The sequence below is a fragment of the Sulfitobacter sp. SBS6 genome, from assembly GCF_048285585.1.
In the GTDB taxonomy this organism is placed as follows: Bacteria; Pseudomonadota; Alphaproteobacteria; order Rhodobacterales; family Rhodobacteraceae; genus Sulfitobacter; species Sulfitobacter pontiacus.
Window position 1 is genome coordinate 199,901 of record NZ_JBLWBA010000006.1, and the last position, 24,894, is coordinate 224,794.

A 24,894-nucleotide genomic window follows, 5' to 3' on the forward strand; every position below is an offset into this window, starting at 1 on the left:
TGCCCCCGGCGGTAGATGTAGAAACGGCGGGCTGATCTGCTGCCACTGATCAACCCGCCGCCCGTCCCGCCTTGGCGGGGAAGTCCGACTGCGCGCGCCACCTGGGGGGATGTCTGCTCGCTCGCGCGCCGGATCTCTTGGTCTGATGAAAGCGAGGTGCCTGTATGAACCTGCTAGAGTTTTATTTGGTCGTTGGGGTCGTTTGGTGCCCCGTGTCTCGTTCTCATCCGATGCACTAGGGATGCCATGGGAATTGATGGGCGTCTATAAGTTTTTTGGGAAATACACACCAAATTTGGTTTTGCACAGGGTTGTAAATCAACATGTGGGGAAGAAATATCAGCGATTTTTAGCCTATGTCGGTTAAATATTAAATTAGACCACAACATATTGAGATAAAAAACGCGTGTAGAAATTTCCCACAATTTCCCAACAATTTTAGACCACAGAGTTATCCACAACCTGTGTTCGCGGCTTGTTCCCCGATCGCAACACCAATTGCAACTGTTTTATCGCGCAAACTGAGGATTCCGCGCCTCAGACAGCCATTTTCCGCCGAATCACCTTGCCAATCCGGCAGGGTCCGGCCGGCGATCTCCCATGTTTTCCCATGAGGTTTTCCCATGGGATCCCATAGGCACGTCCACACGACGCCGATGAACGCGAAACGCCGCGCAGGGGGCTGCGCGGCGTTGAGTATAGATAGGATGGTGAAGGAGGTTGCCCCTTAGGCCATCCCACCCTTGATCAAACCTTCGGCGATGCGGGCATAGGCCTGAGCCATCGGCCCATCCCCCGCGGCCACTGGCGTGCCACCATCGCCGGAAAGCCGGGTATCAAGATCGATGGGTAGACTGCCGAGCAAAGGCACGTCCATCTTCGCAGCTTCGGCTGCAACCCCGCCATGGCCAAAGATTTCATGTTCGGACCCACAATCAGGACAGACAAACAGCGACATATTCTCGATCAATCCCAACACGGGCGTCTTCAACGTATTGAACATATCAATCGCCTTGCGCGCATCGATCAGCGCCACGTCCTGCGGCGTTGACACCACGATCGCGCCGGACAATTCGGATTTGGTACATAGTGTCAGCTGCACATCACCCGTGCCCGGCGGCAGATCGACAAGCAACACGTCCAGCTCGCCCCACTCTACCTGCCCCAGCATTTGCTGCAGCGCGCCCATCAACATCGGGCCACGCCAGACCACAGCCTTCCCCTCCTCCATCATAAAGCCGATGGACATCAGGGTCACACCATGGGCGTGCAGCGGGATGATCGTTTTACCATCCGGCGAGGCGGGCCGCTTATTCACCCCCATCATACGCGGCTGACTGGGACCATATATATCGGCATCCAGCAAACCAACCTTGCGACCTGCCCGCGCCAACGCCACGGCGAGGTTCGAGCTCACGGTCGATTTGCCCACGCCCCCCTTGCCCGACCCAATGGCGAGAATGCGCTGCACGCCAGCCGGTTTCATCGGGCCATCCTGCGCCTTCGGGTGCCCGCCAATCTTGAGGCTTGGGGCCGATTGCTTTGGCGCGGGGCCATGGGCCGTCAGGGCGACTGTTACGCTGCCAACACCATCAACCTCGCGCACCACGGCCTCTGCCGCGTCGCGCAGCGGGGCCATCTGCGCGGCGACCTGCGCATTGGGGGCTTCTATAACAAAGCGCACCACATCGCCCTCGACCGTCAAAGCGCGGATCAGATCGTGATCAAGGATAGATTTCCCATCCGGCAGCATCACCCGGGCCAGAGCAGATTCGACGTCGGATTTAGAGAGCGGCATGACATATTCCTTTCGAGACTGCTTTTGACATGGCAGTTTCTGGCCAAATCGCAACCCTACGTTCACACGCCGCACAGCACCAAGGCAAAACGAACATTTAGCGCCCAAAAATTACGCAAAACCCCTATGTTTTCGCTGCATGGCAGCAATGCACAATTTGAGAATTGTGCAAACGCAGCAAATAGGTCAAAAAGGTTTCAGGAACGCAGACACTGCGAGCCAAGAATAAGACCAAACTCATCCATCCTCCTCCCGGATGTGTTTGTTTTCGGCGGCGATACCCTCCTCCTCCCTGGTATCGTCGCCATTTTTTTTCATACAATTCCTTCTGACTGCCAAAGCGTTTGCGCTAGGGTTATTTTGTTCCCGATCAAGACGTTACGTCACCTTTTGCCCATGCATTTTCTGCATAGCAGCATTGACGATCTGACTATTGTGCAGATGCAGCATTTTACTACATAACCAACACAAGACGAATGATAACGAACACAGACGAAACAAGACGAGGTATCCGATGGCCTACTTGAACGCTACAACCGCACCGACCCTGGCAGACCGCTTTGCCGCGCTGATGTCCGCACTCGAGACTCGCCGCAAGCAACGCCGCGTATACCGCTCGACTTTCAACGAGCTGAGCTCCTTGTCCAACCGCGAGCTGAACGACCTGGGCATGGGCCGCTCGCAAATCCGCGGCATCGCGCTGGAAACAGCACGCAACGCTGCATAAATCATACTGGATCGGGCACACGCACCCTCCCTGTTGTGTGCCTGTAGAAAGCTTCGGGTCTCCTCCTCCTCCCTGAGACCGGCGGCTTTCATAAACGTCCCCTTCCCCCTTTCCTCCCGATTGGATTGGGGACGTAGATAAAGACGGCGGTGCTTTCCTCCCAAAGCACCGCCGTTCTTGCATCTAATTCTTGATATTTCGTAAAACTCATGACGCCCGTCTAGAACGGAACGTCATCCGATGCGCTTAGATAGCGCGACACGACCTTCTTGATCCCGGCCTTGTCAAAGCTGATCTCAAGCTTATCCCCTTCGATTCCAACGACTTCGCCATAGCCAAATTTCTGGTGGAACACCCGTTCTCCCATCGCAAAACTGCTGACGGCGGACATGTCGATCGTCACATTTCTGGCTTCCGAAGGCTGGCTCATGCTGCGCGCTTGGCTGCGCGTCTGCAATCTTCGCCACCCCGGAGAATTATATACATTCGCTTCCGCGGCTTTTTCATGCAGATTCGATTTGGGCATCGCTGCGCCATACCCGCCACCATACAGCCCCGGCGGGGTCAGCACATCCACATGGGCTTCGGGAAGTTCGTCGATAAACCGTGACGGCATGGCGCTTTGCCACTGACCAAACACGCGGCGGTTGGCCGCAAAAGAGATCGTGCAAAGCTGCTCGGCCCGTGTGATTCCGACATAGGCAAGCCGCCGCTCTTCCTCCAGCCCCTTCAGGCCGGATTCGTCCATCGATCGCTGCGACGGAAACAGCCCATCCTCCCAGCCGGGGAGAAACACCGCCGGAAACTCTAGCCCCTTGGCCGCATGCAACGTCATGATCGACACTTTGGCGCCACCATCGTCGCTTTCATTATCCATGATCAAGCTGACGTGTTCCAGAAAACCTTGAAGATTCTCGAACTGCTCCAACGCTTTAACCAGCTCCTTCAGGTTCTCAAGCCGCCCCGGAGCTTCCGGCGTTTTGTCGTTCTGCCAAAAACCAGTATATCCGCTTTCATCCAAAATAATCTGCGCCAATTCCACATGGCTGACCTCGGGCGGGCCATATTCCTCGTGAAACAGCGGCGCACCTTCGTCGATGACGCTATCGTCATCAACCACAGTCTGTAGGCGCGGGCCCCGCGCCAGTTCGGACCAGCGCTGAACCCCGTCGATAAGCAGACGCAACTGCGCCGCACCACGACCGCCAATCCCGCCATTCGCCAATAGGATCCGCGCCCCCTCCACGAGGTTCACACCGTTTTCCCGCGCGGTTTTCTGTATATTTTGTTGCGCTTTATCGCCTAAACCACGCTTGGGCGTGTTAACGATTCTCTCAAAAGCAAGATCGTCATCAGGCGAGGTAACCACCCTGAAATAGGCCATGGCGTCGCGAATTTCTAACCGTTCATAGAAACGCGGTCCACCGATCACGCGGTAAGGTAGGCCAATGGTCAGGAACCGATCCTCGAACGCGCGCATCTGGTGCGATGCCCGTACAAGAATCGCCATATCGTCCAATGTGTATGGATCAAGCTCGCGTGTGCCGCGTTGCAACGCTTCAATTTCGTCGCCGATCCAGCGCGCCTCTTCCTCGCCATCCCAATGGCCGATGAGACGCAGCTTTTCACCCTCACGGGATTCCGTCCACAAAGTCTTGCCCAAACGCCCCTCGTTTCCTGCGATCACGCCCGAAGCGGCCGCCAGGATGTGCGGTGTTGACCGGTAATTCTGTTCCAAGCGCACCACATGGGCCCCGGGAAAATCTTTTTCGAACCGCAGGATATTGCCAACCTCGGCCCCTCGCCATCCGTAGATCGACTGGTCGTCATCCCCGACACAGCAGATATTCTTGTGGCCAGAAGCCAGCAGACGGAGCCACAAATACTGCGCCACGTTGGTATCCTGATACTCATCCACCAGAATATATTTGAACCACCGCTGATATTGCCCCAACACGTCTTCGTGCTGCTGGAAGATGGTGACCATATGCAGCAGCAAATCACCGAAGTCGCAGGCGTTCAGATCTTTAAGCCGCGCTTGATACTGCGCATAAAGCTCCGCCCCGCGGTGGTTATAGGCACCCGCATCGGCCGAAGGAATTTTGTCGGGCGTCAATGCGCGGTTTTTCCAGCCATCAATAACGCCTGACAGCAGACGCGCGGGCCAACGTTTGTCATCAATGCCTTCCGCTTTGATCAACTGCTTGAGCAGGCGCAGCTGGTCATCCGTGTCCAGAATGGTGAAATTCGACTTTAGCCCGACCAATTCAGCGTGGCGACGTAACAGCTTGACGCAAATCGCATGAAACGTACCCAGCCAAGGCATCCCTTCAATGCTCTGCCCCAGCATATGCCCCACACGGTTTTTCATCTCGCGCGCGGCCTTATTGGTGAAGGTTACCGCGAGAATCTCGTTCGGGCGGGCGCGCCCGGTGTTCATCAGATGCACGATCCGCGCCGTCAAAGCCTTGGTCTTGCCCGTGCCTGCCCCCGCGAGCATCAAGACAGGGCCGTCCATCTGCTCCACCGCGGCACGCTGGGCCGGATTCAGCCCATCAAGATAGGGTTGCGGACGCGCAGCCATAGCGCGCGATGATAGGGAAGCGCCCTCGAAGGCGGCCATTTCGTCAAAATCATTCATACGGCCAATCTATCCCGCACACGCACCAAATAAAAGACACGTTCGCAAAATGTTCCCGCCGCATTTTCTATAAAGCGGCGGCGGTTTGCTAGCCGTCTAGCGTCAAAGCCGCAGGAATTATTGCTATCTGTTCCTCCTTATTACTCATGTCATTGCATAGGTACGATCGCGCCCTCGACTCGGCGTAGCACCCCATCTCTTTCCAAATGGTTAAAAATCCCCCGCGGAGCGCAAAAAACTTCTACTTGCACACCGCGTCAAACAGACGCAACAATGCCGCAGCGCAGCGTTAGCGCGCGCTCTAGACGCTTGAAAATTAAGATTTCTCGCCAGCAGGAAGGCCTAGCTATGACCGACTTTAAGAAAATTCTAATCGCAAACCGCGGCGAAATCGCCATTCGAATTATGCGCGCGGCCAACGAGATGGGAAAAAAGACGGTCGCCGTTTTCGCCGAGGAAGATAAGCTGGGCCTACACCGTTTCAAGGCCGATGAAGCCTATCGGATCGGGGCCGGTTTGGGGCCTGTCGCCGCCTATTTAAACATCGATGAAATCATCCGCGTGGCCAAAGCCTCGGGCGCGGATGCGATCCACCCGGGCTATGGGCTACTGTCAGAAAATCCCGATTTTGTAGATGCTTGCGCGCAGAACGGTATTACTTTTATCGGGCCGCGTGCGGAAACAATGCGCGCCTTGGGCGACAAGGCCAGCGCGCGACGCGTAGCGATGGAGGCCGGCGTGCCGGTAGTCCCCGCGACAGACGTTCTAGGCGATGATATGGAGGTCGTCCGTAAGCAGGCGGCAGAGGTTGGCTACCCGCTGATGCTCAAGGCCTCCTGGGGCGGCGGGGGTCGTGGCATGCGCCCCATCGCGAATGAAGACGAACTTAAAGAAAAAGTGATGGAAGGCCGGCGCGAGGCAGAAGCGGCCTTTGGCAATGGCGAAGGCTATCTGGAAAAGATGATCCTGAAGGCGCGCCATGTCGAGGTGCAGATTTTGGGCGACAGCCACGGCGAAATCTACCATCTATTTGAAAGAGATTGTTCCGTTCAGCGTCGCAACCAAAAGGTCGTCGAACGCGCGCCTGCCCCCTATCTTACCGAAGAACAACGCGCCGAGATTTGCGAATTGGGCCGCAAAATCTGTGCACATGTTAACTATGAATGTGCCGGTACGGTCGAATTCCTGATGGATATGGACGACGGCAAGTTTTATTTTATCGAGGTAAATCCAAGGGTTCAGGTCGAACACACGGTCACCGAAGAGGTCACCGGCATCGATATCGTACAGGCGCAAATCTTAATTGCCGAAGGCAAGACCATCGCCGAGGCGACAGGCAAGGCCACGCAGGCAGATGTGCAGCTGAACGGCCATGCGTTGCAGACTCGGATCACCACCGAAGACCCCCAAAACAACTTCATTCCTGATTATGGCCGCATCACCGCCTTTCGTGAGGCCACCGGCATGGGCATCCGCCTGGACGGCGGCACCGCCTATTCGGGCGGGGTGATCACGCGCTATTATGACAGCCTTTTGGTCAAGGTGACGGCGAAAGCGCAAACGCCCGAGCAAGCGATCGCCCGCATGGACCGCGCCCTGCGCGAGTTCCGCATCCGGGGCGTTTCGACAAACATCGCCTTTGTCGAAAATCTGCTGAAACACCCGACCTTCCTCGATAATAGCTACCACACCAAGTTTATCGACCAGACGCCCGAGCTTTTCACCTTTGAAAAGCGCCGCGATCGGGCGACCAAAGTGTTAACATACATCGCTGATATTACGGTGAACGGGCACCCTGAAACCAAAGGGTTCGAACGCCCTGCGGCGGCCGTCCGCGCGCCGCAGCCGCCCGCCGCCCGAGCCGAGCCGATGATGGGCACCCGGAACCTGCTTGAACAAAAGGGGCCGCAGGCTGTTGCCGATTGGATGGGGCAACAGCGGCAGCTGTTGATCACCGACACCACCATGCGTGACGGCCATCAGTCATTGCTTGCGACGCGGATGCGCAGCCATGACATGATCAAGGTTGCACCCGCCTATGCCGCTAATCTTCCACAGCTTTTCTCGATGGAGTGCTGGGGCGGTGCGACCTTTGATGTGGCCTACCGGTTCTTGCAAGAATGTCCGTGGCAACGCCTGCGCGACCTACGCGCTGCCCTGCCAAACGTGATGACGCAAATGCTGCTGCGTGGGTCGAATGGCGTGGGCTACACCAATTATCCGGACAATGTGGTGCAAGAATTCGTCCGCGTGGCCGCGACCGAGGGTGTCGATGTTTTCCGCGTGTTTGACAGCTTGAACTGGGTTGAAAACATGCGTGTCGCCATGGATGCGGTGATTGAAAACGGTAAGATTTGCGAAGGTACCGTTTGCTATACCGGCGACATTTTTGATCCGGACCGATCCAAATACGACCTGAAATACTATGTTGCTATGGGCAAGGAACTGAAAGCGGCCGGTGCCCATGTTCTGGGTCTGAAAGACATGGCCGGCGTGCTCAAGCCGAATGCGGCCAAAGTATTGATCAAAGCGCTGAAATCCGAAGTCGGCCTGCCGATCCATTTCCACACGCATGATACCGCAGGCACGGCGACCGCGACGATCATGGCAGCCTCCGAGGCAGGCGTGGACGCGGTAGATTGCGCCATGGACGCGCTTTCGGGCAACACGTCTCAGGCGACGCTCGGGTCTGTGGTCGAAGCGCTGAAACACACGGATCGCGACACGGGCCTGTCGATGGACGCGGTGCGCGAAATCTCTAACTACTGGGAAGACGTGCGTGGCGAATATGCCGCGTTCGAGACCGGCATGCAGGCCCCTTCCTCCGAAGTCTATCTGCACGAGATGCCCGGCGGGCAGTTCACCAACCTCAAGGCGCAGGCCGCGTCGATGGGGCTGGATGATCGTTGGCCCGAGGTCGCCAAAACCTATGCCGAGGTGAACCAGATGTTTGGTGATATCGTCAAGGTGACGCCGTCGTCCAAAGTGGTCGGCGACATGGCTCTGATGATGGTATCCCAAGGGTTAACCCGCGCGCAGGTCGAAGACCCGAAGGCAGAAATGTCCTTTCCTGACAGCGTGATCGACATGATGCGCGGCAATCTAGGCCAGCCTCCGGGCGGGTTCCCTGACGCGATTGTCGACAAAATCCTGAAAGGCGAAAAACCGAACACGGAACGCCCCGGTGCGCATCTGCCTCCTGCCGATCTTGAAGCGACACGCAAGGAATTGCGCGACCTTCTGGAAGGGGCTCAGGTTGAAGACGATGACCTGTCAGGGTACCTGATGTACCCCAAGGTTTTCCTGGATTACTTGGGTCGTCACCGGACCTATGGCCCTGTCCGTGTATTGCCGACCCGCACCTTTTTCTACGGGATGGAACCGGGCGAAGAGATCACCGCGGAAATCGACCCGGGCAAGACGCTGGAAATTCGTCTGCAAGCCTTGAGCGAGACCAATGAAGACGGCGACGTTAAGGTCTTTTTTGAACTGAATGGCCAGCCGCGCGTCGTGCGCGTGCCCAACCGTATGGTCAAAGCGACGAGCGCACAGCGTCCCAAGGCCGAGATCGGCAACGTCAATCACATCGGAGCACCGATGCCGGGGGTTGTTGCCTCGGTCGGGGCGACGGTGGGTCAAAAGGTCAAATCCGGCGACCTGCTTCTGACCATCGAGGCGATGAAAATGGAAACCGGTATCCACGCGGACCGCGATGCTGTCGTCAAAGCGGTGCATGTCACGCCCGGGGGCCAGATCGACGCCAAGGATCTGCTAGTCGAGTTGGAGTGATCCCATGCGCCTTTCTGCCCTGACCCTGATCGTTCCCAGCTACGACGAAGGAATATCCTTTTACTGTGGCACGATGGGGTTCGAGCTGACACAGGACGAGGACCAGGGGCATAAACGCTGGGTGCGCGTCACCCCTTCGGGCGGCGGCACCGGCTTTATCCTCGCCGAACCGGGCGACGATGTTCAACGTGCCGCGATCGGGAACCAAGGTGCGGGCCGGGTCTGGTTGTTTCTAGAGACCGACGATTTTGCGCGCGACCATGACCGACTTTTGGCTGGGGGCGTGACATTCGAAGAAGCCCCCCGCCATGAACCCTATGGCACTGTCGCCGTGTTCCGCGACGTTTTCGGCCATCGCTGGGATCTGATTGAACCGCGCACGACCGCGTAAAAAAAACATCGGCCCCAGCACTTGGGGCTGGATGCATTCTGCCGCATTGATCAGGCCCGTTCTGCTGCTACGTTCAGGGCTTGGCACGACAGATGGACACCCCCATGCCCTATGAATGGAAAACCCGACCCGACGCCTCGACGCAGGTTCTTTGCCTGCGGCCGCACCAATCCCTGCCGGCAAAGGGATTCGCCAGTTTTATCCTTATCACGTTCGTCCTAATTCTGATCCCCGTTCTGCCACTGTTGGGGACTGTTTTGCTGTGGGGGCTTCTTCCTTTCATGCTGGCCGCCGTCGCGGCGATGTATTGGGCGCTACAGCGCAACCATAAGGCCAGACAGATTGAAGAAGTGTTTACGCTCGACCACAATACAGCACATTTATCCCATCGCACCGCGCGCGGAGAGGTCAAAGAATGGCAGTGCAACCGGCATTGGGCCGTCGTGACGAAATATGAAAAAGACGGCCCCGTACCCCATTACGTGACCCTGCGCGGCATGGGCCGCGAGGTCGAAATCGGGACCTTCCTGAGCGAAGAAGAACGGATCGCCCTTTATGACGAGCTGAACCGTTCGCTGATGCGCTGAGCCTTAGCTCAGCCGCTCTTTCACTTTGGGGCCAACCGCGCCAAAATCCATTTGCCCCGTGTACTTACCTTTAAGCAGGCCGATCACTTTGCCCATGTCACGGATCGATGTCGCACCCACTTCGGCAATGGCGGCATCGACGGCCTTGGCGGTTTCTTCTTCGGTCAGCTGACGGGGCAGAAACTCTTCGATCACGGCAATCTCTTCACGCTCGCGATCCGCAAGATCAAGCCGCCCGCCCTCTTCATAGGCGCGTACGGATTCCATACGTTGTTTCGCCATTTTACCTAAAATCGCGAGCACTTCGGCATCGCCAACACCCGTGTCGCCCTCATCAGCACGCGCCGCGATGTCTTTATCCTTGATCGCCGCATTGATCAGCCGCAGGGTCGACAGCCGGTCCGCCGCCTTGTCTTTCATTGCCTGTTTCAGTGCATCCGAGATGCGAGTGCGCAGTACCATTACCATCGTCCTTTTGACCCTAGGGGGTATTAAGCCGTGCAACATAGAGATATTGCGCGGCGCAGGCAATGCCACAAGCCTCGCACAACCCATTGAATATCAACGATATTTCATTTTCAACCTGCTATTGACCCCGACGAACTGCGGCTTTAGGTTGCCACCGTTTAACTCCATATACCTGCCGCTGGAGGCCCCCGACATGACCGCGACCACATCACCTCGTCCGACTGCCTGCCTGGCGCTAGCGGACGGATCGATTTTCTACGGCATGGGCTTTGGCGCAACGGGAGAGACCGTGGCCGAGCTTTGCTTTAATACAGCGATGACGGGGTATCAGGAAATCATGACCGACCCGTCCTACGCGGGGCAGATCGTGACCTTTACCTTCCCCCACATCGGCAACACCGGCACCAACCCCGAAGATGACGAAACCGGCGATCCGGTCGCAGCGGGGATGGTTGTCAAATGGATGCCCACCGACCCGAGCAACTGGCGTTCGGTCCAGCCGTTGTCCGAATGGCTGGCATCGCGCGGGCGCATCGCGATTGGTGGTATTGATACACGCCGCCTGACCCGCGCCATCCGGCAGCAAGGGGCCCCTCACGCGGCATTGGCGCATAATCCTGACGGCGTTTTCGACGTCGAAGCGCTGGTCGCTGCAGCACGCGGTTTCGCGGGCCTGGAAGGCATGGATCTGGCGAAAGATGTCAGCTGCAAACAATCCTACCGCTGGAATGAAATGCGGTGGGCTTGGCCCGACGGCTATACTGCGCAGGAAAACGCACCTCATAAAGTGGTCGCGATCGACTACGGTGCCAAGCGCAACATCCTGCGCTGCCTTGCCTCGGCCGGCTGCGATGTCACGGTGCTGCCCGCCTCTGCCACGTATGAAGATGTGATGGCGCATAATCCTGACGGGGTTTTCCTGTCGAACGGCCCCGGCGATCCGGCGGCGACCGGCGTGTATGCCGTGCCGATGATCAAGGACGTCATTGAAAAGACAGAGCTTCCGGTTTTCGGCATTTGCCTTGGCCACCAGATGCTTGCGCTGGCTCTTGGGGGGCAGACGGTCAAGATGGGTCACGGTCACCACGGTGCGAACCACCCCGTTAAGGACATTGATACCGGCAAGGTCGAAATCACCTCGATGAACCATGGTTTTGCCGTCGATGCGCAAAGCCTGCCAAGCGGAGTGGTTGAAACGCATCAGTCGCTGTTTGACGGCTCCAACTGCGGCATCCGGATGGAGGGGCGGCCCGTCTGGTCCGTTCAGCACCACCCCGAAGCGAGCCCCGGCCCGCAAGACAGTTTCTATCTGTTTGAACGCTTTGCCGCGGCGATGGCAGAGCGGGCCAGCTAAACCTGACAGTTGCGGGCGTTCTCTTCATCCGCAATTAACGTCCCATTAAGTCATCTCTCCCAAGGTGGTCCTATTCCGACAGGAAGGGATTCGCCCGTTGAGCAACCTTGGATTAGAGCTGAAAGCACCCAGTCCCGCGCGTGTGCGCGGGCGCTATCGTCCCTTGGGGCGCATATTGGTCGACGCAGGGTTGATCGATCAGGCCGATCTGGTCCACGCGCTGGAAGCGCAGCGCGATCTGGATGCGCCGCTTGGGGAAATCCTTGTGGCACAAGGGCTTGTCTCGCGCAGTGAAGTGACCAAAGCACTGGCGCTGCAACATCAGATCCAGCAGGTCGACCTTGACGCAGCCCCGCCCAAACCGGTGCTTGCGCGCCATCTGTCTGCCGAAGCCAGCCTGCACCATAAGATTGTGCCGTGGCGGCGGATGGGACAAACGCTGTTTGTCGCGACCAGCCGGCCGGATACCCTTCATACCCTTACCCGCGACGCCTTCGGCAACAGCGATCTGGACATCGTACCGGTGCTGGCAGAACCCGCGCAGATCAACCGTCAGATCACCGCGCTTTACGGGTCCGAGCTGGCCAAACGCGCGGCGGAGCGTGTGCCCCCTCATGAAAGCTGCCGAACATGGCGGGTTGCCGGGCCGCGCCGGCGTATTTGGGCCGCCGGTGTCATTTTTGTCGCGAGCATGCTGTTCGCGTTACTCCCCGCGGTGACGTTTACGGCGTTTGTTCTATGGGCATTGTTCTGCAGTACCATGATCATGACGCTACGATTATCGGCCTTTCTGGCGCGCTGCCTGTGGGGGAACACACCACTTCCTTCAGACCCCGCCGCGCCATCGCCCCCGACACGATGGCCAAAGGTATCGGTTCTTGTCCCTCTTCTTCATGAGGAGGAGATTGCCAGCGCCTTGATCGCACGCCTGTCGCAGCTCAGCTATCCCAAGGCGCTGCTGCAGATCGTGCTGGTGCTTGAGGAAGGCGATCAAATGACCCGTGACACCATCGCGCGAACCGAACTGCCCTTCTGGTTCGACGTGATCGAAGTGCCCCAAGCAGGCAAACTGCGCACCAAACCCCGTGCCCTGAACTACGCGCTGGAATTTTGCAGCGGAAGTATTATCGGCGTGTGGGATGCCGAGGACGCGCCGGAGGCCGACCAGATCAACCGCGTTGTACAACATTTTGATAAGGCCCACAAAAACGTCGCTTGCGTCCAAGGCGTTCTGGATTTTTATAATGCGCGCACCAACTGGATCTCGCGCTGTTTCACACTGGAATATGCGACTTGGTGGCGCGTGATGCTACCCGGTGTCGCGCATCTGGGGCTGATCATTCCCCTCGGCGGCACCACATTATTTTTCCGCCGCGCCGCTTTGGAGAAACTGCGGGGCTGGGACGCCCATAACGTCACCGAAGATGCCGATCTTGGCGTCCGCCTCGCGCGGCATGGCTATAAAACCGACCTGCTGCCGACTGTCACTTACGAAGAGGCCAATTTCCGTGCGTGGCCGTGGATCAAACAAAGGTCACGATGGCTGAAAGGCTTCTTGATCACATGGGTCGTGCACAGCCGTGCCCCCCTCCGGCTGATCCGTGATGTCGGGCTCATTCGGTTTATGGGCGTGCAGGTACTGTTCCTCGCGACGTTCTGCCAGTTCATTTTTGCCCCCCTGCTCTGGTCTTTCTGCCTACCGCTGTTCGGCGCAGCACATCCTGTCCAGACAACACTGGGCGCTGACGTGTTCTACGGGCTTTTCGGATATTTCCTCTTCGCGGAAATCCTCAATATATCTGTCGCGATGACGGCGGTTTCGGGTCCGCTGCATCGCCACCTTATACCCTGGGCGATCACCCTGCCGTTTTACTTTATTCTCGGCTCTTTCGCGGCCTATAAGGCGCTATACGAATTCGTGGTCACGCCGTTCTATTGGGACAAGACCGAACATGGCGTCGCACATAAATCCAGCCCAACTGGTTCTACGCCGTCACCACTTCGTCCACCCTAGCCTTCGTCTTTTCGCTGTGCCGCTTCTTGCTTGAGCCGCGTCATGAAGGCGACAGAAATATGCGTGCGCAATGCTTCATCCGCACCATCTTCGTCACGCTGTTCGATCATCTGAACAATGCGGTCATGTTCATCCTGCGCGATCGCACCGCGCCCATCCACCGCCAGTGACGATGTCGCCATCAGCGCCATGGACCGGTGCACCAGATCAAGTTGCTGCACCAGATACCGGTTGTGCGACGCGAGATGAATTTGTTTGTGAAAACGGCGGTTCGCACGCGCCAGCGCCGCTGGATTGTCGCGAAAGGCGTCGTCTTCCTCGACCATTTCGCGCAATACACGGACTTCTTCAGCGGTGGCGTGACGGGCGGCAAGCCGCGCGGCCAACCCCTCCAACTCGCCGCGTACAACGTAAAGTTCGGCCACCTGATTGTGGTCCAACGATGCAACAATCAGGCTCCGCCCGTCCCGCGCGAGCAAGGATTGCGTCTCAAGCCGTTGTAATGCTTCACGAACCGGCGTTCTTGAGACACCGAAGCGTTCGGCCAATTCGCTTTCCACCAACCGATCACCGGGGCGATAGGTGCCCACGTCAATCGCGTCCAGGATCATGGAATAGGCGTCTGTGGGTCCGGAGCGTGGCGTCGTCATTGGATCTCTTTCAAAAGGCTCCGGCACCTTAGCCCCCGCGTCCAATTGCGCAACCCCGTGATCTTGCGCAGATCATCTGGTCAGCGTAGCAAGTCCCCATGCCACACGCCTCTTTCTCTCATGTGAATACTTGGGTCTTTGACCTTGATAACACATTATACCCGCCATCTGCCCGCCTGTTCGACCAGATTGAACAGCGGATGACGCATTGGGTGATGACCGCCTTGAACGTCGATGAGCAGCGCGCGGATTATCTGCGCAGACATTACTGGCACACCTATGGCACCACGCTGGCCGGGCTGATGCGCGAACACGACCTTGATCCCGGCCCCTATCTGCACGAGGTGCACGAGATCTCCTTTGACGCGCTGATCCCGGATCCCCTGCTTGCCGCGCGGATCGCCGCCCTGCCGGGGCGCCGGATCATCTATACCAACGGCACTGCCCCCTACGCCGAAAAAGTCATTGCCGCACGGGGGCTGTCGGGCCTGTTCGATGCCATCTACGGCGTTGAGCACGCGTCATTTTTACCCAAACCCGAACGCGCCGCCTACGACCTGATATTTGCCGCCGACGCATTGACCCCAACCACCGCCGTGATGTTCGAGGACGACCCACGCAACCTGATCGCACCGCATGACATGGGGATGGGCACCGTCCATGTGGCCGAGCACCCCGCCCCCGCGCCGTACATCCATTTCCACACCGATGATCTTTCGGCTTTTCTTGCACAGATCACGGGCTAACTGACGGGCATGACTATGGCATGTGATATCTTGATTTCGGGCGGCGGCATTGCCGGTTTGACGGCGGCAGCGGCTTTCGGCACCGCGGGTTTCAACGTGGTCTGCGTCGACCCCACTCCCCCCGTCACCGATGGTGCGGCGAAAGGGGCCGACATGCGCTCTACCGCGATGCTGCAACCGGCGCGCCGCGTGCTTGAGGCCGCGGGCATCTGGGCCCATCTGGAAGAAAACGCGGCACCGTTGCAGGTGATGCGTATTGTGGATGCGGGCGGTGACGGCGATGCACCGGTGACCAGCCGCGCATTTGATGCTGCCGATATCTCGGACCAGCCCTTTGGCTGGAACTTCCCGAACTGGCTGCTAAGGCGCGCGCTTCTGGAGCGGTTAGAGGCTTTGCCGAACGTCGATTTCCGCCCCGGTACCGCAACCACCAGCTTGTTCACCCGCACCACCGGCGCACGCGTAAGCCTCAGCGATGGCACGAAAATTTCGACCAAGCTCGTGATTGCCGCAGACGGGCGCGACAGCCCCATGCGCGACGCCGCCGGCATTGCGGTGACCCGCCAAAGCTATGGCCAAAAGGCGCTTGCCTTTGCCGTGACACACCCGATTCCCCATGAAAACGTATCTACCGAGGTGCACCGCAGCGGGGGCCCCTTCACCCTTGTACCCCTGCCCGATCGCGACGGTCTGCCCTGCTCTGCCGTGGTGTGGATGGATGACGGCGCGTCCTGCCTTGCGCGGATGGCGCTTGACGCAGGTGCGTTTTCTCAAGCCGCGACCGACCGCAGCGCCCATGTGCTCGGCCCGTTGACGCTGGCCTCCGAACGGGCGATCTGGCCGATCATCAGCCAGCATGCCGCGCGCCTCGCGGCCGAACGCGTCGCCCTGATTGCAGAAGCCGCCCATGTGATGCCCCCCATCGGCGCGCAGGGGTTGAACATGTCGCTGCAAGACATCGCAACGCTGCTGGAACTGGCGCAAAAGCACGGCGCTGATCTGGGCAGCCAGCACATGCTGGACGCCTACCACAAGGCGCGGTTTGGCGACATTCAGCTGCGCTTGCGGGGCATCGACCTCTTGAACCGCGCCAGTCAGGCGAAAACGCCGCTGGCCCGCGATGCGCGTGCCAAAGGGCTCAGCGCGCTATACGCCCTGCCCCCCGTACGGCGCATGCTGATGGAGATGGGGTTGGGTATGCGGCAGGGCTGACCTGCCGCTCGCCTTTATTTACAGCACCTTATCGACCACGGCGGCCAACCGCGCGAGCGTGGCATCGACGTCGTAAAGCTTATCCAGACCGAACAGCCCCAGACGGAAGGTCTGGAAATCCTTCGGCTCGTCACACATCAACGGCACGCCAGCGGCGATCTGCATCCCTTCGGCAGCAAAGGCCTTGCCGTTTTGCACGGTTGGATCCGCAGTATAGCTCACCACCACCCCCGGCGCGCCAAAACCTTCCGCCGCGACAGAGGTAACGCCCCTCTCCGCCAGCATCTTGCGCACGGAATCCCCCAGACGCCACTGCGCCTCTTTCAGACGGTCAAAGCCGTAGGATTTCGTCTCAAGCATGGTATCGCGGAATTGCCGTAGCGCATCGGTCGGCATGGTCGCGTGATAGGCGTGGCCGCCATCTTCATAGGCTTTCATAATGCTATGCCACTTGGCCAGATCGATGGCAAAACTGTCCGATGTTGTCTCTCCCATGCGTGCAACAGCGCGGTCCGACATCATGACCAGCCCGGCAGAGGGCGAAGCGCTCCAGCCCTTTTGCGGCGCTGAAAGCAATACGTCGACGCCAAGCGCCTTCATATCCACCCATGCGCAGCCCGACGCGATGCAATCCAGCACCACCAGCGCGCCGACGGCATGGGCCGCTTCTGCCATCTGCTGGATATAGTCATCGGGCAGGATCACCCCCGCACTGGTCTCCACATGAGGTGCGAAAACCACCTGCGGCTTATGCGTCTCGATTGCTTTGACAACGTCATCAATCGGGCTCGGGGCAAAGGGCGCGGGCGTGCTGTTGCCCTGCATCTGCGCCTTCATGACGGTGGCATTGCCGGTCAGATCGCCGCTCTCGATGATCTGGCTCCACCGATAGGAAAACCAGCCGTTGCGCACGACCAGCACCTCGGCCCCCCGTGCGAACTGACGGGCGACCGCCTCCATCCCGTAGGTGCCGCCCCCGGGGACGACAGCCACGGCATCGGCCTTGTATACGTCCTTGAGCAGAGTGCTGATGTCGCGCATGACCTCTTGGAACACGGCGCTCATATGGTTCAAGGACCGGTCGGTGAACACGACCGAAAACTCTTCAAGCCCTTCCGGGTCAACTGAATTTAGCAAAGCGGGCATGATATCCTCCTGATGGTTTCGCGCGAACATAGCCGCTCGCGTGGTAAAGTCACAGGCCCAATGGTCCGGTCAGTCGTTCCTCGCTTAGAAGCACATTTGCCTCGACGGCCCCCGCCCCCGGCAGGGTCATGATCCGCCGCCGCAGCACCCGTTCGAAATCCGCCAGATCCCGCGCAACAACCCGTAAACGGTAGTCATAGAGCCCCAGAACATGCTCCACCGTTTGGACCTCGGGGATGGCACTGACGGCGCGTTCGAAATCCTCCAGGCTAACCCGCCCTTTGGTCGCAAGCTTGACGCCGAGAAAGACGGTGACGCCGAACCCCAATGCCTCCCGGTTCAAGCGCAACCTCTTGCCGCGCAGGATGCCTGCCTCCTCCAACCGTTTGATCCGACGCCAAGTGGCAGGCTGCGACAGCCCCAGATGACGCCCCAGGGCGCCGGCGCTTTGAGTGGCATCGCGCGCAAGCGACCGGATCAGCCGGTGGTCCACCTCGTCCAGCGTGATCATAGCGGCAACGCCTCCTCTGACTTGATCCGCGCCACATGCATCAGCGCCTCGATATCGGCAATATGCGGCAAGGTCAGAATACCCTCCCGGTAAATCTGCTGATAATGCGCCATATCCCGCGCAATTACCGATAGGCGCACATCCACCCGCCCTAGAAAGGTCTGGAGCTCGATCACCTCAGGCAGTTGGCGTGCCTCTTCAAGAAAGCGGTCAAAGGCATTGCCCTGTGTCTTGTCCAAAGTGATCCGCAAGGACACTTCGACCGTGTAGCCCAATGCCGCCCAATCGACGACAGCCGCCACCCCCTGAACGATACCGGCTTCCTGCATGCGCGTGATCCGCCGCGACACCTTACCCGCTGTCAGCCCCGTAAGGTCGGCCAACTCCGCCGGCGACAGCCCCGCATCCGCCTGCCAGTGACGCAGAAGTCGTCGATCCATATCATCAAGCATGATTTTTCCATTTTTACCGCATACCGCGCATTACCATCTTCATTTTGCTAAATAAACTCACAATTCCGCAATAGCATCTCGCAGCAGCTTCGATATGGTCTCCCTAGATTTCAACGAACCCGAAAGGACGCCCCAATGCGCGTTTATTACGACCGTGACTGCGATGTGAACCTGATCAAGGACAAGAAAGTCGCCATCCTCGGCTATGGCTCCCAGGGCCACGCCCACGCGCTGAACCTGCGTGATTCCGGTGCGAAAAACCTCGTCGTTGCGCTGCGCGAAGGCTCCGCTTCGAAAGCGAAAGCCGAAGGCGAAGGCCTGAAAGTCATGGAAATCGCCGAAGCAGCAGCTTGGGCCGATGTGATCATGTTCACCATGCCCGACGAATTGCAGGCTGAAACCTACAAGAAATACGTGCACGATAACATCCGCGAAGGCGCTGCAATCGCATTCGCCCACGGCCTGAACGTCCACTTCGGCCTGATCGAACCCAAACCCGGCGTTGATGTGATCATGATGGCCCCCAAAGGCCCGGGCCACACTGTGCGCGGCGAATACACCAAAGGCGGCGGCGTGCCTTGCCTGGTTGCGGTAGACACCGACGCCACCGGCAAAGCGCTGGAAATCGGCCTGTCCTACTGCTCCGCCATCGGTGGCGGCCGTTCCGGCATCATCGAAACCAACTTCCGCGAAGAATGTGAAACCGATCTGTTCGGCGAACAGGCTGTTCTGTGCGGCGGTATCGTTGAACTGATCCGCTGCGGCTTTGAAACACTGGTCGAAGCCGGTTACGAGCCCGAAATGGCCTATTTCGAATGTCTGCACGAAACCAAGCTGATCGTTGACCTGATCTATGAAGGCGGCATCGCCAACATGGACTACTCGATCTCGAACACAGCGGAATACGGCCAATACGTCTCCGGCCCGCGCATCCTGCCCTACGACGAGACCAAAGCGCGCATGAAAGCCGTTCTCAGCGACATCCAGTCGGGCAAATTCGTGCGTGACTTCATGCTGGAAAACTCCGTCGGTCAGCCCACGCTGAAATCCTCGCGTCGCGCCAATGACGAGCATCAGATCGAAGTCGTCGGCGGCAAGCTGCGCGAAATGATGCCCTGGATCTCCGCCGGCAAGATGGTCGACAAATCCAAGAACTGATCGCCATTGCAGCGATGTGGAAAGGCCCGGTTTTGCACCGGGCCTTTTCTTTTGCGCAACCGGCTGTCACATCTGGCGGGCCGAGTTTTCCCACAGGATATGTCATGCCGGACGCGCCCCAGATCACCAAATCCAGCTGGCTGATGATCCTGCTGCTTGCCTTCATCTGGGGAGGCACGTTTCTGGTGACCGAAATCGCTCTGACTGAAATGCCACCCTTCTGGATCGCGGCCACACGTGTCGGGTTCGCGGCCACCGTGATGGTGGTTATCTGGGGTCTGCGCGGGTTTCGGCTCTTTACCCAATCCCCCACCCGCGGCGATATTGCGGCCGTGATCTTTATCGGTGCCGCCAGCTCTGCCGTGCCGTTCAGCCTGCTTGCATGGGGTCAGCAATATGTCACCTCGGGCTTCGCGGGGGTGACCATGGCGGCGACGGCGCTGATCATCCTGCCGCTTGCGCATTTCTTCGTTCCGGGCGAAGCGATGAGCCCACGCAAGGTGATCGGGTTTGCCCTGGGCTTTGTCGGCGTTGTCATCCTGATCGGCACGCAAGCCTTTGAAAGCACCGGCACCGCGCTTGAAACCCAGGGGCGCCTGGCCTGCCTGGGTGCGGCGGGATGCTACGCCACCAGCTCGATCATCATGCGCCGCCTGCCCGCGGTGGATGCGATCGGCCTTGCGACCATCCTGCTGATCATTGCCGCCTGCATCACCATTCCCATGGCGATCATCATCGAAGGTCTACCGCCCCGCCCCTCGCCGCCCATCTTCGCGGCGCTGGCGTTTCTGGGCCTGATCCCGACCGCCGCTGCGAATTTCTTGCGCGTGCTGGTGATCCGCAGCGCCGGCCCGGTGTTTATGTCACTGGTGAACTACCAAGTCCCCGTCTGGTCCGTCTGCCTCGGCGCGCTCTTGCTGAACGAACCGCTGCCGCCATCCCTGCTCTACGCGATGGGGCTGATCCTCTCGGGTGTCGCGCTCAGCCAATATGGCGCGTTCCGCCGGCTGTTCACGCGCACGCGCGCCTAGCTTCCAAATGGCCCTAAATCCTCGCCGAAGGCATCCCACAGCCACCGCAGGCGGCGCGTCCCGCGAGGGTACGGCAGGGCCGCCGCGCAGGACATCCCCGCCAGCAGCCCTGCGATCAGCTTAAGGTGCGACAGCCGCTGTGACCGCATCCACGACGGAATCGACCGCGCGTTCCATCAGCTGCGCGTCTTCATGTTCTGCCATCACACGCACCAGCGGCTCGGTGCCGGATTTGCGGATCAGCAAACGCCCCTGACCGGCCAGATCGGCTTCGGCCTGTGCGATGGCCCCTTGCACCTGCGCGTCTTCCAACGGCACCTGACCGGCAGAAAACCTCACGTTCTTAAGCAGTTGCGGCACGGGTTCAAAGTTATTCAGCAGCTCGGACGAGGTCTTCTCTGACCGGATCATCTCTGCCAGAAACTGAAGCCCCGCCATCAGACCGTCGCCTGTGGTGGCGTGATCAGTCATGACGATATGGCCCGATTGCTCGCCGCCCAGATTGAACCCGCCTTCGCGCATCCGCTCGACCACATAGCGGTCGCCGACGGACGTCCGCTCAAGCCGTAGCCCCTTGCCCTGCAAGAAGTGTTCAAGGCCGAGGTTGCTCATCACCGTGGCAACCAAGGCGCCATTGGCCAGCCGGTCTTCGGCCGCCCAACGGGACGCCATAAGGGCCATGAATTGATCTCCGTCACCGACCTTGCCGGTTTCGTCAATCAGGATCACGCGGTCCGCGTCGCCATCCAGACAAATGCCCACATGGGCACCGTGCTCTACCACCGCCGCTGCGGCGCGTTCGGGGTGGGTCGAGCCACAATTCTCGTTGATATTAAAGCCGTTCGGCGACACGCCAATCTCGATCACCTCGGCCCCCAATTCCCACAGGGTTTCGGGTGCGACGCGGTGTGCGGCCCCATTGGCACAGTCGATCACGACCTTCAGCCCGTCCAGACGCATCTGGCGCGGGAACGATGACTTCACCCGCTCGACATAGCGGAACCGCCCGTCATCGATCCGCTTGGCACGGCCGATCTTGTCGGCGGGGTTCAACTCCACACCGCCTTCGATCAGCGCCTCGATCTCGGCCTCCACAGCGTCGCTCAGCTTGAACCCGTCGGGGCCGAAGAACTTGATGCCATTGTCCGTCGCCGGATTGTGACTGGCCGAGATCATGACCCCCAGATCAGCCCGCATCGACCGCGTCAGCAGCCCGACCGCAGGCGTGGGCACCGGCCCCAGCAGCAGCACATTCATCCCCGAGGACGTCAGCCCCGCCGTCAGCGCGTTTTCGAACATATAGCCCGACAACCGCGTGTCCTTACCAATCACCACACGGTGCACACCATCACGACCCGCGCTAAAATAGCGCCCCACAGCGGCCCCGATTTTCAAGGCGACCTCGGCTGTCATCGGATGCACATTGGCCTTTCCGCGAATACCGTCTGTTCCAAATAACTTTGTCATAAAATGCTCCCAAAATATGCAGCATGCCACAGAGCGACCGCTTGGCGGGTGTCGTCCACGTCATGCACACGGATCATTTGCACACCCTGCCCCAATCCTGCAAGCGCCACGGCGATCGACCCCGGCGCGCGGTCCCGTGCTTGCGGCGCGTTGCCGATCGTTCCGATAAACCGTTTGCGCGACACGCCCAGCAGGATAGGCGTCCCCAAAGCGTGAAACAGGCTTAGCCGCGCCAGCAGAGCCAGATTGTGATCCTGCGTCTTGCCGAACCCGATTCCCGGGTCCGCCAGAATGGCCCCCCGCGGGATGCCTGATGCCTCCAGCATGCTGATCTGCCGCTCCAGCGCGTCAAAAACATCAAGCAGCACGTTATCATACTGTGGGTCCAGATGCATGGTCGCGGGATCGCCTTGGGCATGCATGACGCAAACCGGCAGCGCCAGTTTTTGACACAGGGGCCCAAGTGCGGGATCAAAGGTGAAGCCCGAAACGTCGTTTACCAGATTGGCACCAGCGCTGACCGCGGCCTCGGCCACGGCGGCCTTGCGGGTATCGATAGAGATCGGCGTGTGCAGCCCCGCACCCCGCAGTGCGGCGATGACGGGAGCGGTGCGCGTGATCTCTTCGGAGACGGGCACAAAATCCGCGCCGGGGCGCGTGGACTCGCCGCCAATGTCCAGAATATCCGCGCCGGCGGCCACCATCTCTTGTGCGACGCGCAGCGCATCGGGCACGGCATTATGCTGCCCCCCGTCCGAGAAACTATCGGGCGTCGTGTTCAGAATGCCCATGATGCGCGGGCGGTCCAGCGTCAGCCCTGCCATCGTGGGACGGGGCGCGGTCAGCCGTGCCATCACGCTTGCCGGGATATCGGCCGCGGGTACAACACGGGGCGGCGCGTAACGCGACAAGACCTCGGCATGGGTGAACCAGCCCCACCCCCCGGCTAGAGGCAGCGCAGTGTCAGGCCGCGCGGGGCCGATCTGGACGAGAGGTCGGAAATAATCGGTCATGTCTCACAGCCTGCCTTGGTCCACCGCTACGGCGCGCAGCGGAACAGAGGCGTCAGCCGGCAGGTCCGCCCCGATCACCAACATCTCTGTCGCGTCGAAGCTGGCGGCGAACCACGCGGCCAAGGCCACTGCATCGCGCGGCTGTGCCGAGGGGGTATCCACGCTATCAAGCACGATCTTCGACGGAGCCCAAACGCTCGTCTGGCCGTTCTTCATGGCCCAATCCAGCTCTGTCCGCGTCGCCACCACAACGCAGCGATCATCCTTTGCGGCCAGCACCCAGGCGTTCTGTTCAATCGCCAGCAGATCAATGCGGCGCTGCGCCATTTTATGCCCGACCTGCGGCGCGGCGGTGTCCGATGCGCCGACACAGAGGATCAGGGGCCGCCCCATCTGGTGCAACTGGTCCAGCCACCCCGCCAGATGCGGCGAGGCGATGGCATCATTGCTCAGATAGACCAGCTCGGGGTGTGGCACCTCGCGCGCCTCGGCCTGACTGTCGGGGGTATCATCACGGGCGCGCACGATCTCGACGCCCAAAGCACCGGGGCCGCGGTCCAGCTTTTCGATGCGCACAAACACCCGCATCGCCTGCCGTTCCAGCAGGATACGATCCGCGACCCGTTCGGCCAGCGTCTCGAGCAGGTTCAGCCGTTCGTCCGACAGCTCGTAGGCGATAGCTTCGGTCACGCGGTCGTAGGACAGGATACGGTCCACATCGTCGTCCACGGGGCCGGTCAGCGGCTGCACCTCGACGACGACATTGAAACAAATGCGCTGCGTTACGCCACGTTCAGCCTGAAAGGCGCCGATCTCGACCTCAACGATATGATCGCGCAGGGAAATCCGGTCCAGAGGTTCAGGCCCCGCCGTCGCAGCAGCGCGTTCGGACGGGTGCGCAAAGGCAAGCCGCGTGTCACTTGTCATGGGTTTGGGCCTTTGCTTGTCTCACTCGCAAACGATCCTAGACCGTTTGCGCGGATGTACCAAAGCCAGACACGGCTGGCCAGCCATCAAAGACGACAGAAACGCCGCTTAGTTCGACGCGGTCTGAACGCCGTCACGATAGAACATGTGCACGCCGATCTTGGTGGTGCGGGTAAAGACGCGCGACCAACGGGGGCTTACGGCGGTGGTATGATAATACGTCGCCCCCCCTGTCAGCGATGGCGCCTTGCCGTCCAGCACCGCGCGCGCGACCTTGCCGACCTGCGCATAGGCGCGCGGTTCGGCGATCACTTCGGCATTGCCATCGCAGGTGTAGGTGAACTGGCACTGGTATTTCCGACCTGTCCCCTGATTGATCACGCTGCACAAAGACCCGGGAAACTGCGCGGATTTCACACGGTTCATGATCACTTCGGCCACAGCGAACTGGCCCTTGACCGTCTCGCCGCGCGCTTCAAAGTACAGCGCCTCTGCCAGACAGCGCCATTGTTCGCCGCCCGATGCTTTCGGCTGTTCGGCCAGCCATGCGCGGGTGAACTCCACCTCGCTTGCGTTGTTCGATGCGATCATGCTTTCCAGACGTTCCGACCCGACAGAGCGCAGCCCTTTGGCTTCGATGTCAGCCAGTGCTTTGGCCTGTTGCGGGCTGGCGGACACCACGGCAGGAGCAAGCAAAGACAGCGCCAGCAGGGCGCAGGACGAGAATTTCTGAAAAGAACGCATTGAGCGCCTCGCAAGTAGTTTCGGACAGCGCCCCCTACCCAAACTGGCACCAAGCGTAAACCCTGCCG

At 59.5% G+C, this 24,894-nt stretch carries 21 protein-coding genes; 10 read left to right on the forward strand and 11 right to left on the reverse strand.

Annotated elements, in window-relative coordinates; translation table 11 throughout:
• Positions 1–727: 727 nt before the first annotated feature.
• Entirely contained in the window at positions 728–1,798 is a 1,071-nt protein-coding gene (locus ACNQ62_RS09850) for an Mrp/NBP35 family ATP-binding protein (protein WP_168592726.1), read from the reverse strand.
• Positions 1,799–2,312: 514 nt separating this feature from the next.
• On the opposite strand from ACNQ62_RS09850, the gene ACNQ62_RS09855 reads away from it, so the two are divergent.
• Positions 2,313–2,525, forward strand: a complete 213-nt coding sequence (locus ACNQ62_RS09855; protein WP_009824940.1) for a DUF1127 domain-containing protein — start codon at positions 2,313–2,315, stop codon at positions 2,523–2,525.
• Between the two features lie 220 nt (positions 2,526–2,745).
• On the opposite strand, the gene ACNQ62_RS09860 is transcribed toward ACNQ62_RS09855, so the two are convergent.
• Positions 2,746–5,166, reverse strand: a complete 2,421-nt coding sequence (locus ACNQ62_RS09860; protein WP_418094794.1) for an ATP-dependent helicase — start codon at positions 5,164–5,166, stop codon at positions 2,746–2,748.
• Between the two features lie 348 nt (positions 5,167–5,514).
• Here ACNQ62_RS09860 and ACNQ62_RS09865 point away from each other — a divergent pair, with 348 nt between their 5' ends.
• The 3 genes from ACNQ62_RS09865 to ACNQ62_RS09875 all read left to right on the forward strand — a co-directional run bounded on the left by ACNQ62_RS09865 (position 5,515) and on the right by ACNQ62_RS09875 (position 9,933).
• Entirely contained in the window at positions 5,515–8,955 is a 3,441-nt protein-coding gene (locus ACNQ62_RS09865; RefSeq protein WP_418094795.1) for a pyruvate carboxylase, read from the forward strand.
• A gap of 4 nt (positions 8,956–8,959) precedes the next feature.
• Complete coding sequence (locus ACNQ62_RS09870) at positions 8,960–9,346, forward strand: VOC family protein (protein ID WP_418094796.1); 387 nt, start codon at positions 8,960–8,962, stop codon at positions 9,344–9,346.
• A gap of 104 nt (positions 9,347–9,450) precedes the next feature.
• On the forward strand, positions 9,451–9,933 hold the full coding sequence (locus ACNQ62_RS09875; protein ID WP_064215606.1) for a DUF2244 domain-containing protein: 483 nt from the start codon (positions 9,451–9,453) through the stop codon (positions 9,931–9,933).
• Between the two features lie 3 nt (positions 9,934–9,936).
• On the opposite strand, the gene ACNQ62_RS09880 is transcribed toward ACNQ62_RS09875, so the two are convergent.
• Complete coding sequence (locus ACNQ62_RS09880; RefSeq protein WP_005854179.1) at positions 9,937–10,395, reverse strand: GatB/YqeY domain-containing protein; 459 nt, start codon at positions 10,393–10,395, stop codon at positions 9,937–9,939.
• A gap of 199 nt (positions 10,396–10,594) precedes the next feature.
• On the opposite strand from ACNQ62_RS09880, the gene carA reads away from it, so the two are divergent.
• Both carA and ACNQ62_RS09890 read left to right on the forward strand, forming a co-directional pair.
• Positions 10,595–11,755, forward strand: a complete 1,161-nt coding sequence (gene carA / locus ACNQ62_RS09885; RefSeq protein ID WP_005854180.1) for a glutamine-hydrolyzing carbamoyl-phosphate synthase small subunit — start codon at positions 10,595–10,597, stop codon at positions 11,753–11,755.
• A 97-nt stretch (positions 11,756–11,852) separates the two neighbouring features.
• Positions 11,853–13,769, forward strand: coding sequence for a glycosyltransferase (locus ACNQ62_RS09890; RefSeq protein WP_418094797.1), 1,917 nt, complete (start codon positions 11,853–11,855; stop codon positions 13,767–13,769).
• Here ACNQ62_RS09890 and ACNQ62_RS09895 read toward each other — a convergent pair.
• The gene (locus ACNQ62_RS09895; RefSeq protein WP_005854182.1) at positions 13,766–14,419 is read right to left on the reverse strand and encodes a GntR family transcriptional regulator; all 654 of its coding nucleotides are present in this window, start codon (positions 14,417–14,419) and stop codon (positions 13,766–13,768) included. The two genes, ACNQ62_RS09890 and ACNQ62_RS09895, sit on opposite strands and share 4 nt — an antisense overlap.
• Positions 14,420–14,517: 98 nt before the next feature.
• Here ACNQ62_RS09895 and ACNQ62_RS09900 point away from each other — a divergent pair, with 98 nt between their 5' ends.
• Both ACNQ62_RS09900 and ACNQ62_RS09905 read left to right on the forward strand, forming a co-directional pair.
• The gene (locus ACNQ62_RS09900) at positions 14,518–15,165 is read left to right on the forward strand and encodes a pyrimidine 5'-nucleotidase (RefSeq protein WP_418094798.1); all 648 of its coding nucleotides are present in this window, start codon (positions 14,518–14,520) and stop codon (positions 15,163–15,165) included.
• A gap of 9 nt (positions 15,166–15,174) precedes the next feature.
• Positions 15,175–16,377, forward strand: a complete 1,203-nt coding sequence (locus ACNQ62_RS09905) for a UbiH/UbiF family hydroxylase (RefSeq protein WP_418094799.1) — start codon at positions 15,175–15,177, stop codon at positions 16,375–16,377.
• 18 nt (positions 16,378–16,395) lie between these two features.
• Here ACNQ62_RS09905 and ACNQ62_RS09910 read toward each other — a convergent pair whose 3' ends face one another.
• The 3 genes from ACNQ62_RS09910 to ACNQ62_RS09920 are packed head-to-tail and all read right to left on the reverse strand — an operon-like array spanning position 16,396 to position 18,486.
• Positions 16,396–17,523 carry an aminotransferase class V-fold PLP-dependent enzyme gene (locus tag ACNQ62_RS09910; protein ID WP_418094800.1) on the reverse strand — a complete coding sequence of 376 codons (1,128 nt, stop codon included), beginning with the start codon at positions 17,521–17,523 and terminating at the stop codon, positions 16,396–16,398.
• 49 nt (positions 17,524–17,572) lie between these two features.
• The gene (locus ACNQ62_RS09915) at positions 17,573–18,034 is read right to left on the reverse strand and encodes an Lrp/AsnC family transcriptional regulator (protein ID WP_005854186.1); all 462 of its coding nucleotides are present in this window, start codon (positions 18,032–18,034) and stop codon (positions 17,573–17,575) included.
• Positions 18,031–18,486, reverse strand: a complete 456-nt coding sequence (locus ACNQ62_RS09920) for an Lrp/AsnC family transcriptional regulator (protein WP_037944539.1) — start codon at positions 18,484–18,486, stop codon at positions 18,031–18,033. Before ACNQ62_RS09920 ends, ACNQ62_RS09915 begins: the two co-directional genes overlap by 4 nt.
• Before the next feature lie 135 nt (positions 18,487–18,621).
• Here ACNQ62_RS09920 and ilvC point away from each other — a divergent pair, with 135 nt between their 5' ends.
• The gene (gene ilvC, locus ACNQ62_RS09925; RefSeq protein ID WP_009824953.1) at positions 18,622–19,644 is read left to right on the forward strand and encodes a ketol-acid reductoisomerase; all 1,023 of its coding nucleotides are present in this window, start codon (positions 18,622–18,624) and stop codon (positions 19,642–19,644) included.
• 104 nt (positions 19,645–19,748) lie between these two features.
• Complete coding sequence (locus ACNQ62_RS09930; protein ID WP_418094801.1) at positions 19,749–20,675, forward strand: DMT family transporter; 927 nt, start codon at positions 19,749–19,751, stop codon at positions 20,673–20,675.
• 120 nt (positions 20,676–20,795) lie between these two features.
• Here the strand turns inward: ACNQ62_RS09930 and glmM are convergent, their stop codons facing one another.
• The 4 genes from glmM to ACNQ62_RS09950 form a co-directional block, all read right to left on the reverse strand.
• On the reverse strand, positions 20,796–22,142 hold the full coding sequence (gene glmM / locus ACNQ62_RS09935; RefSeq protein ID WP_037944541.1) for a phosphoglucosamine mutase: 1,347 nt from the start codon (positions 22,140–22,142) through the stop codon (positions 20,796–20,798).
• Positions 22,139–23,155 (reverse strand): dihydropteroate synthase, encoded by a 1,017-nt coding sequence (gene folP / locus ACNQ62_RS09940; RefSeq protein ID WP_418094802.1) that lies wholly within the window; start codon positions 23,153–23,155, stop codon positions 22,139–22,141. The genes glmM and folP overlap by 4 nt, the downstream gene beginning before the upstream one ends.
• Before the next feature lie 3 nt (positions 23,156–23,158).
• Positions 23,159–24,082, reverse strand: coding sequence for a dihydroneopterin aldolase (locus ACNQ62_RS09945; protein ID WP_037944543.1), 924 nt, complete (start codon positions 24,080–24,082; stop codon positions 23,159–23,161).
• Positions 24,083–24,190: 108 nt separating this feature from the next.
• The gene (locus ACNQ62_RS09950) at positions 24,191–24,826 is read right to left on the reverse strand and encodes a cell wall hydrolase (RefSeq protein ID WP_418094803.1); all 636 of its coding nucleotides are present in this window, start codon (positions 24,824–24,826) and stop codon (positions 24,191–24,193) included.
• Positions 24,827–24,894: the final 68 nt, after the last annotated feature.

What these genes read in the sequence shown, in the direction of transcription:
- ACNQ62_RS09950 (WP_418094803.1), bottom strand. Translation starts at nt 24,826, where the DNA reads ATGCGTTCTTTTCAGAAATTCTCGTCCTGCGCCCTGCTGGCGCTGTCT.
- ACNQ62_RS09895 (WP_005854182.1), bottom strand. Translation starts at nt 14,419, where the DNA reads ATGACGACGCCACGCTCCGGACCCACAGACGCCTATTCCATGATCCTG.
- ACNQ62_RS09870 (WP_418094796.1), top strand. Translation starts at nt 8,960, where the DNA reads ATGCGCCTTTCTGCCCTGACCCTGATCGTTCCCAGCTACGACGAAGGA.
- folP (WP_418094802.1), bottom strand. Translation starts at nt 23,155, where the DNA reads ATGACCGATTATTTCCGACCTCTCGTCCAGATCGGCCCCGCGCGGCCT.
- carA (WP_005854180.1), top strand. Translation starts at nt 10,595, where the DNA reads ATGACCGCGACCACATCACCTCGTCCGACTGCCTGCCTGGCGCTAGCG.
- ACNQ62_RS09865 (WP_418094795.1), top strand. Translation starts at nt 5,515, where the DNA reads ATGACCGACTTTAAGAAAATTCTAATCGCAAACCGCGGCGAAATCGCC.
- ilvC (WP_009824953.1), top strand. Translation starts at nt 18,622, where the DNA reads ATGCGCGTTTATTACGACCGTGACTGCGATGTGAACCTGATCAAGGAC.
- ACNQ62_RS09850 (WP_168592726.1), bottom strand. Translation starts at nt 1,798, where the DNA reads ATGCCGCTCTCTAAATCCGACGTCGAATCTGCTCTGGCCCGGGTGATG.
- ACNQ62_RS09930 (WP_418094801.1), top strand. Translation starts at nt 19,749, where the DNA reads ATGCCGGACGCGCCCCAGATCACCAAATCCAGCTGGCTGATGATCCTG.
- ACNQ62_RS09880 (WP_005854179.1), bottom strand. Translation starts at nt 10,395, where the DNA reads ATGGTACTGCGCACTCGCATCTCGGATGCACTGAAACAGGCAATGAAA.
- ACNQ62_RS09945 (WP_037944543.1), bottom strand. Translation starts at nt 24,082, where the DNA reads ATGACAAGTGACACGCGGCTTGCCTTTGCGCACCCGTCCGAACGCGCT.
- ACNQ62_RS09915 (WP_005854186.1), bottom strand. Translation starts at nt 18,034, where the DNA reads ATGATCACGCTGGACGAGGTGGACCACCGGCTGATCCGGTCGCTTGCG.
- ACNQ62_RS09855 (WP_009824940.1), top strand. Translation starts at nt 2,313, where the DNA reads ATGGCCTACTTGAACGCTACAACCGCACCGACCCTGGCAGACCGCTTT.
- ACNQ62_RS09900 (WP_418094798.1), top strand. Translation starts at nt 14,518, where the DNA reads ATGCCACACGCCTCTTTCTCTCATGTGAATACTTGGGTCTTTGACCTT.
- ACNQ62_RS09910 (WP_418094800.1), bottom strand. Translation starts at nt 17,523, where the DNA reads ATGCCCGCTTTGCTAAATTCAGTTGACCCGGAAGGGCTTGAAGAGTTT.
- ACNQ62_RS09875 (WP_064215606.1), top strand. Translation starts at nt 9,451, where the DNA reads ATGCCCTATGAATGGAAAACCCGACCCGACGCCTCGACGCAGGTTCTT.
- ACNQ62_RS09920 (WP_037944539.1), bottom strand. Translation starts at nt 18,486, where the DNA reads ATGCTTGATGATATGGATCGACGACTTCTGCGTCACTGGCAGGCGGAT.
- ACNQ62_RS09905 (WP_418094799.1), top strand. Translation starts at nt 15,175, where the DNA reads ATGACTATGGCATGTGATATCTTGATTTCGGGCGGCGGCATTGCCGGT.
- glmM (WP_037944541.1), bottom strand. Translation starts at nt 22,142, where the DNA reads ATGACAAAGTTATTTGGAACAGACGGTATTCGCGGAAAGGCCAATGTG.
- ACNQ62_RS09860 (WP_418094794.1), bottom strand. Translation starts at nt 5,166, where the DNA reads ATGAATGATTTTGACGAAATGGCCGCCTTCGAGGGCGCTTCCCTATCA.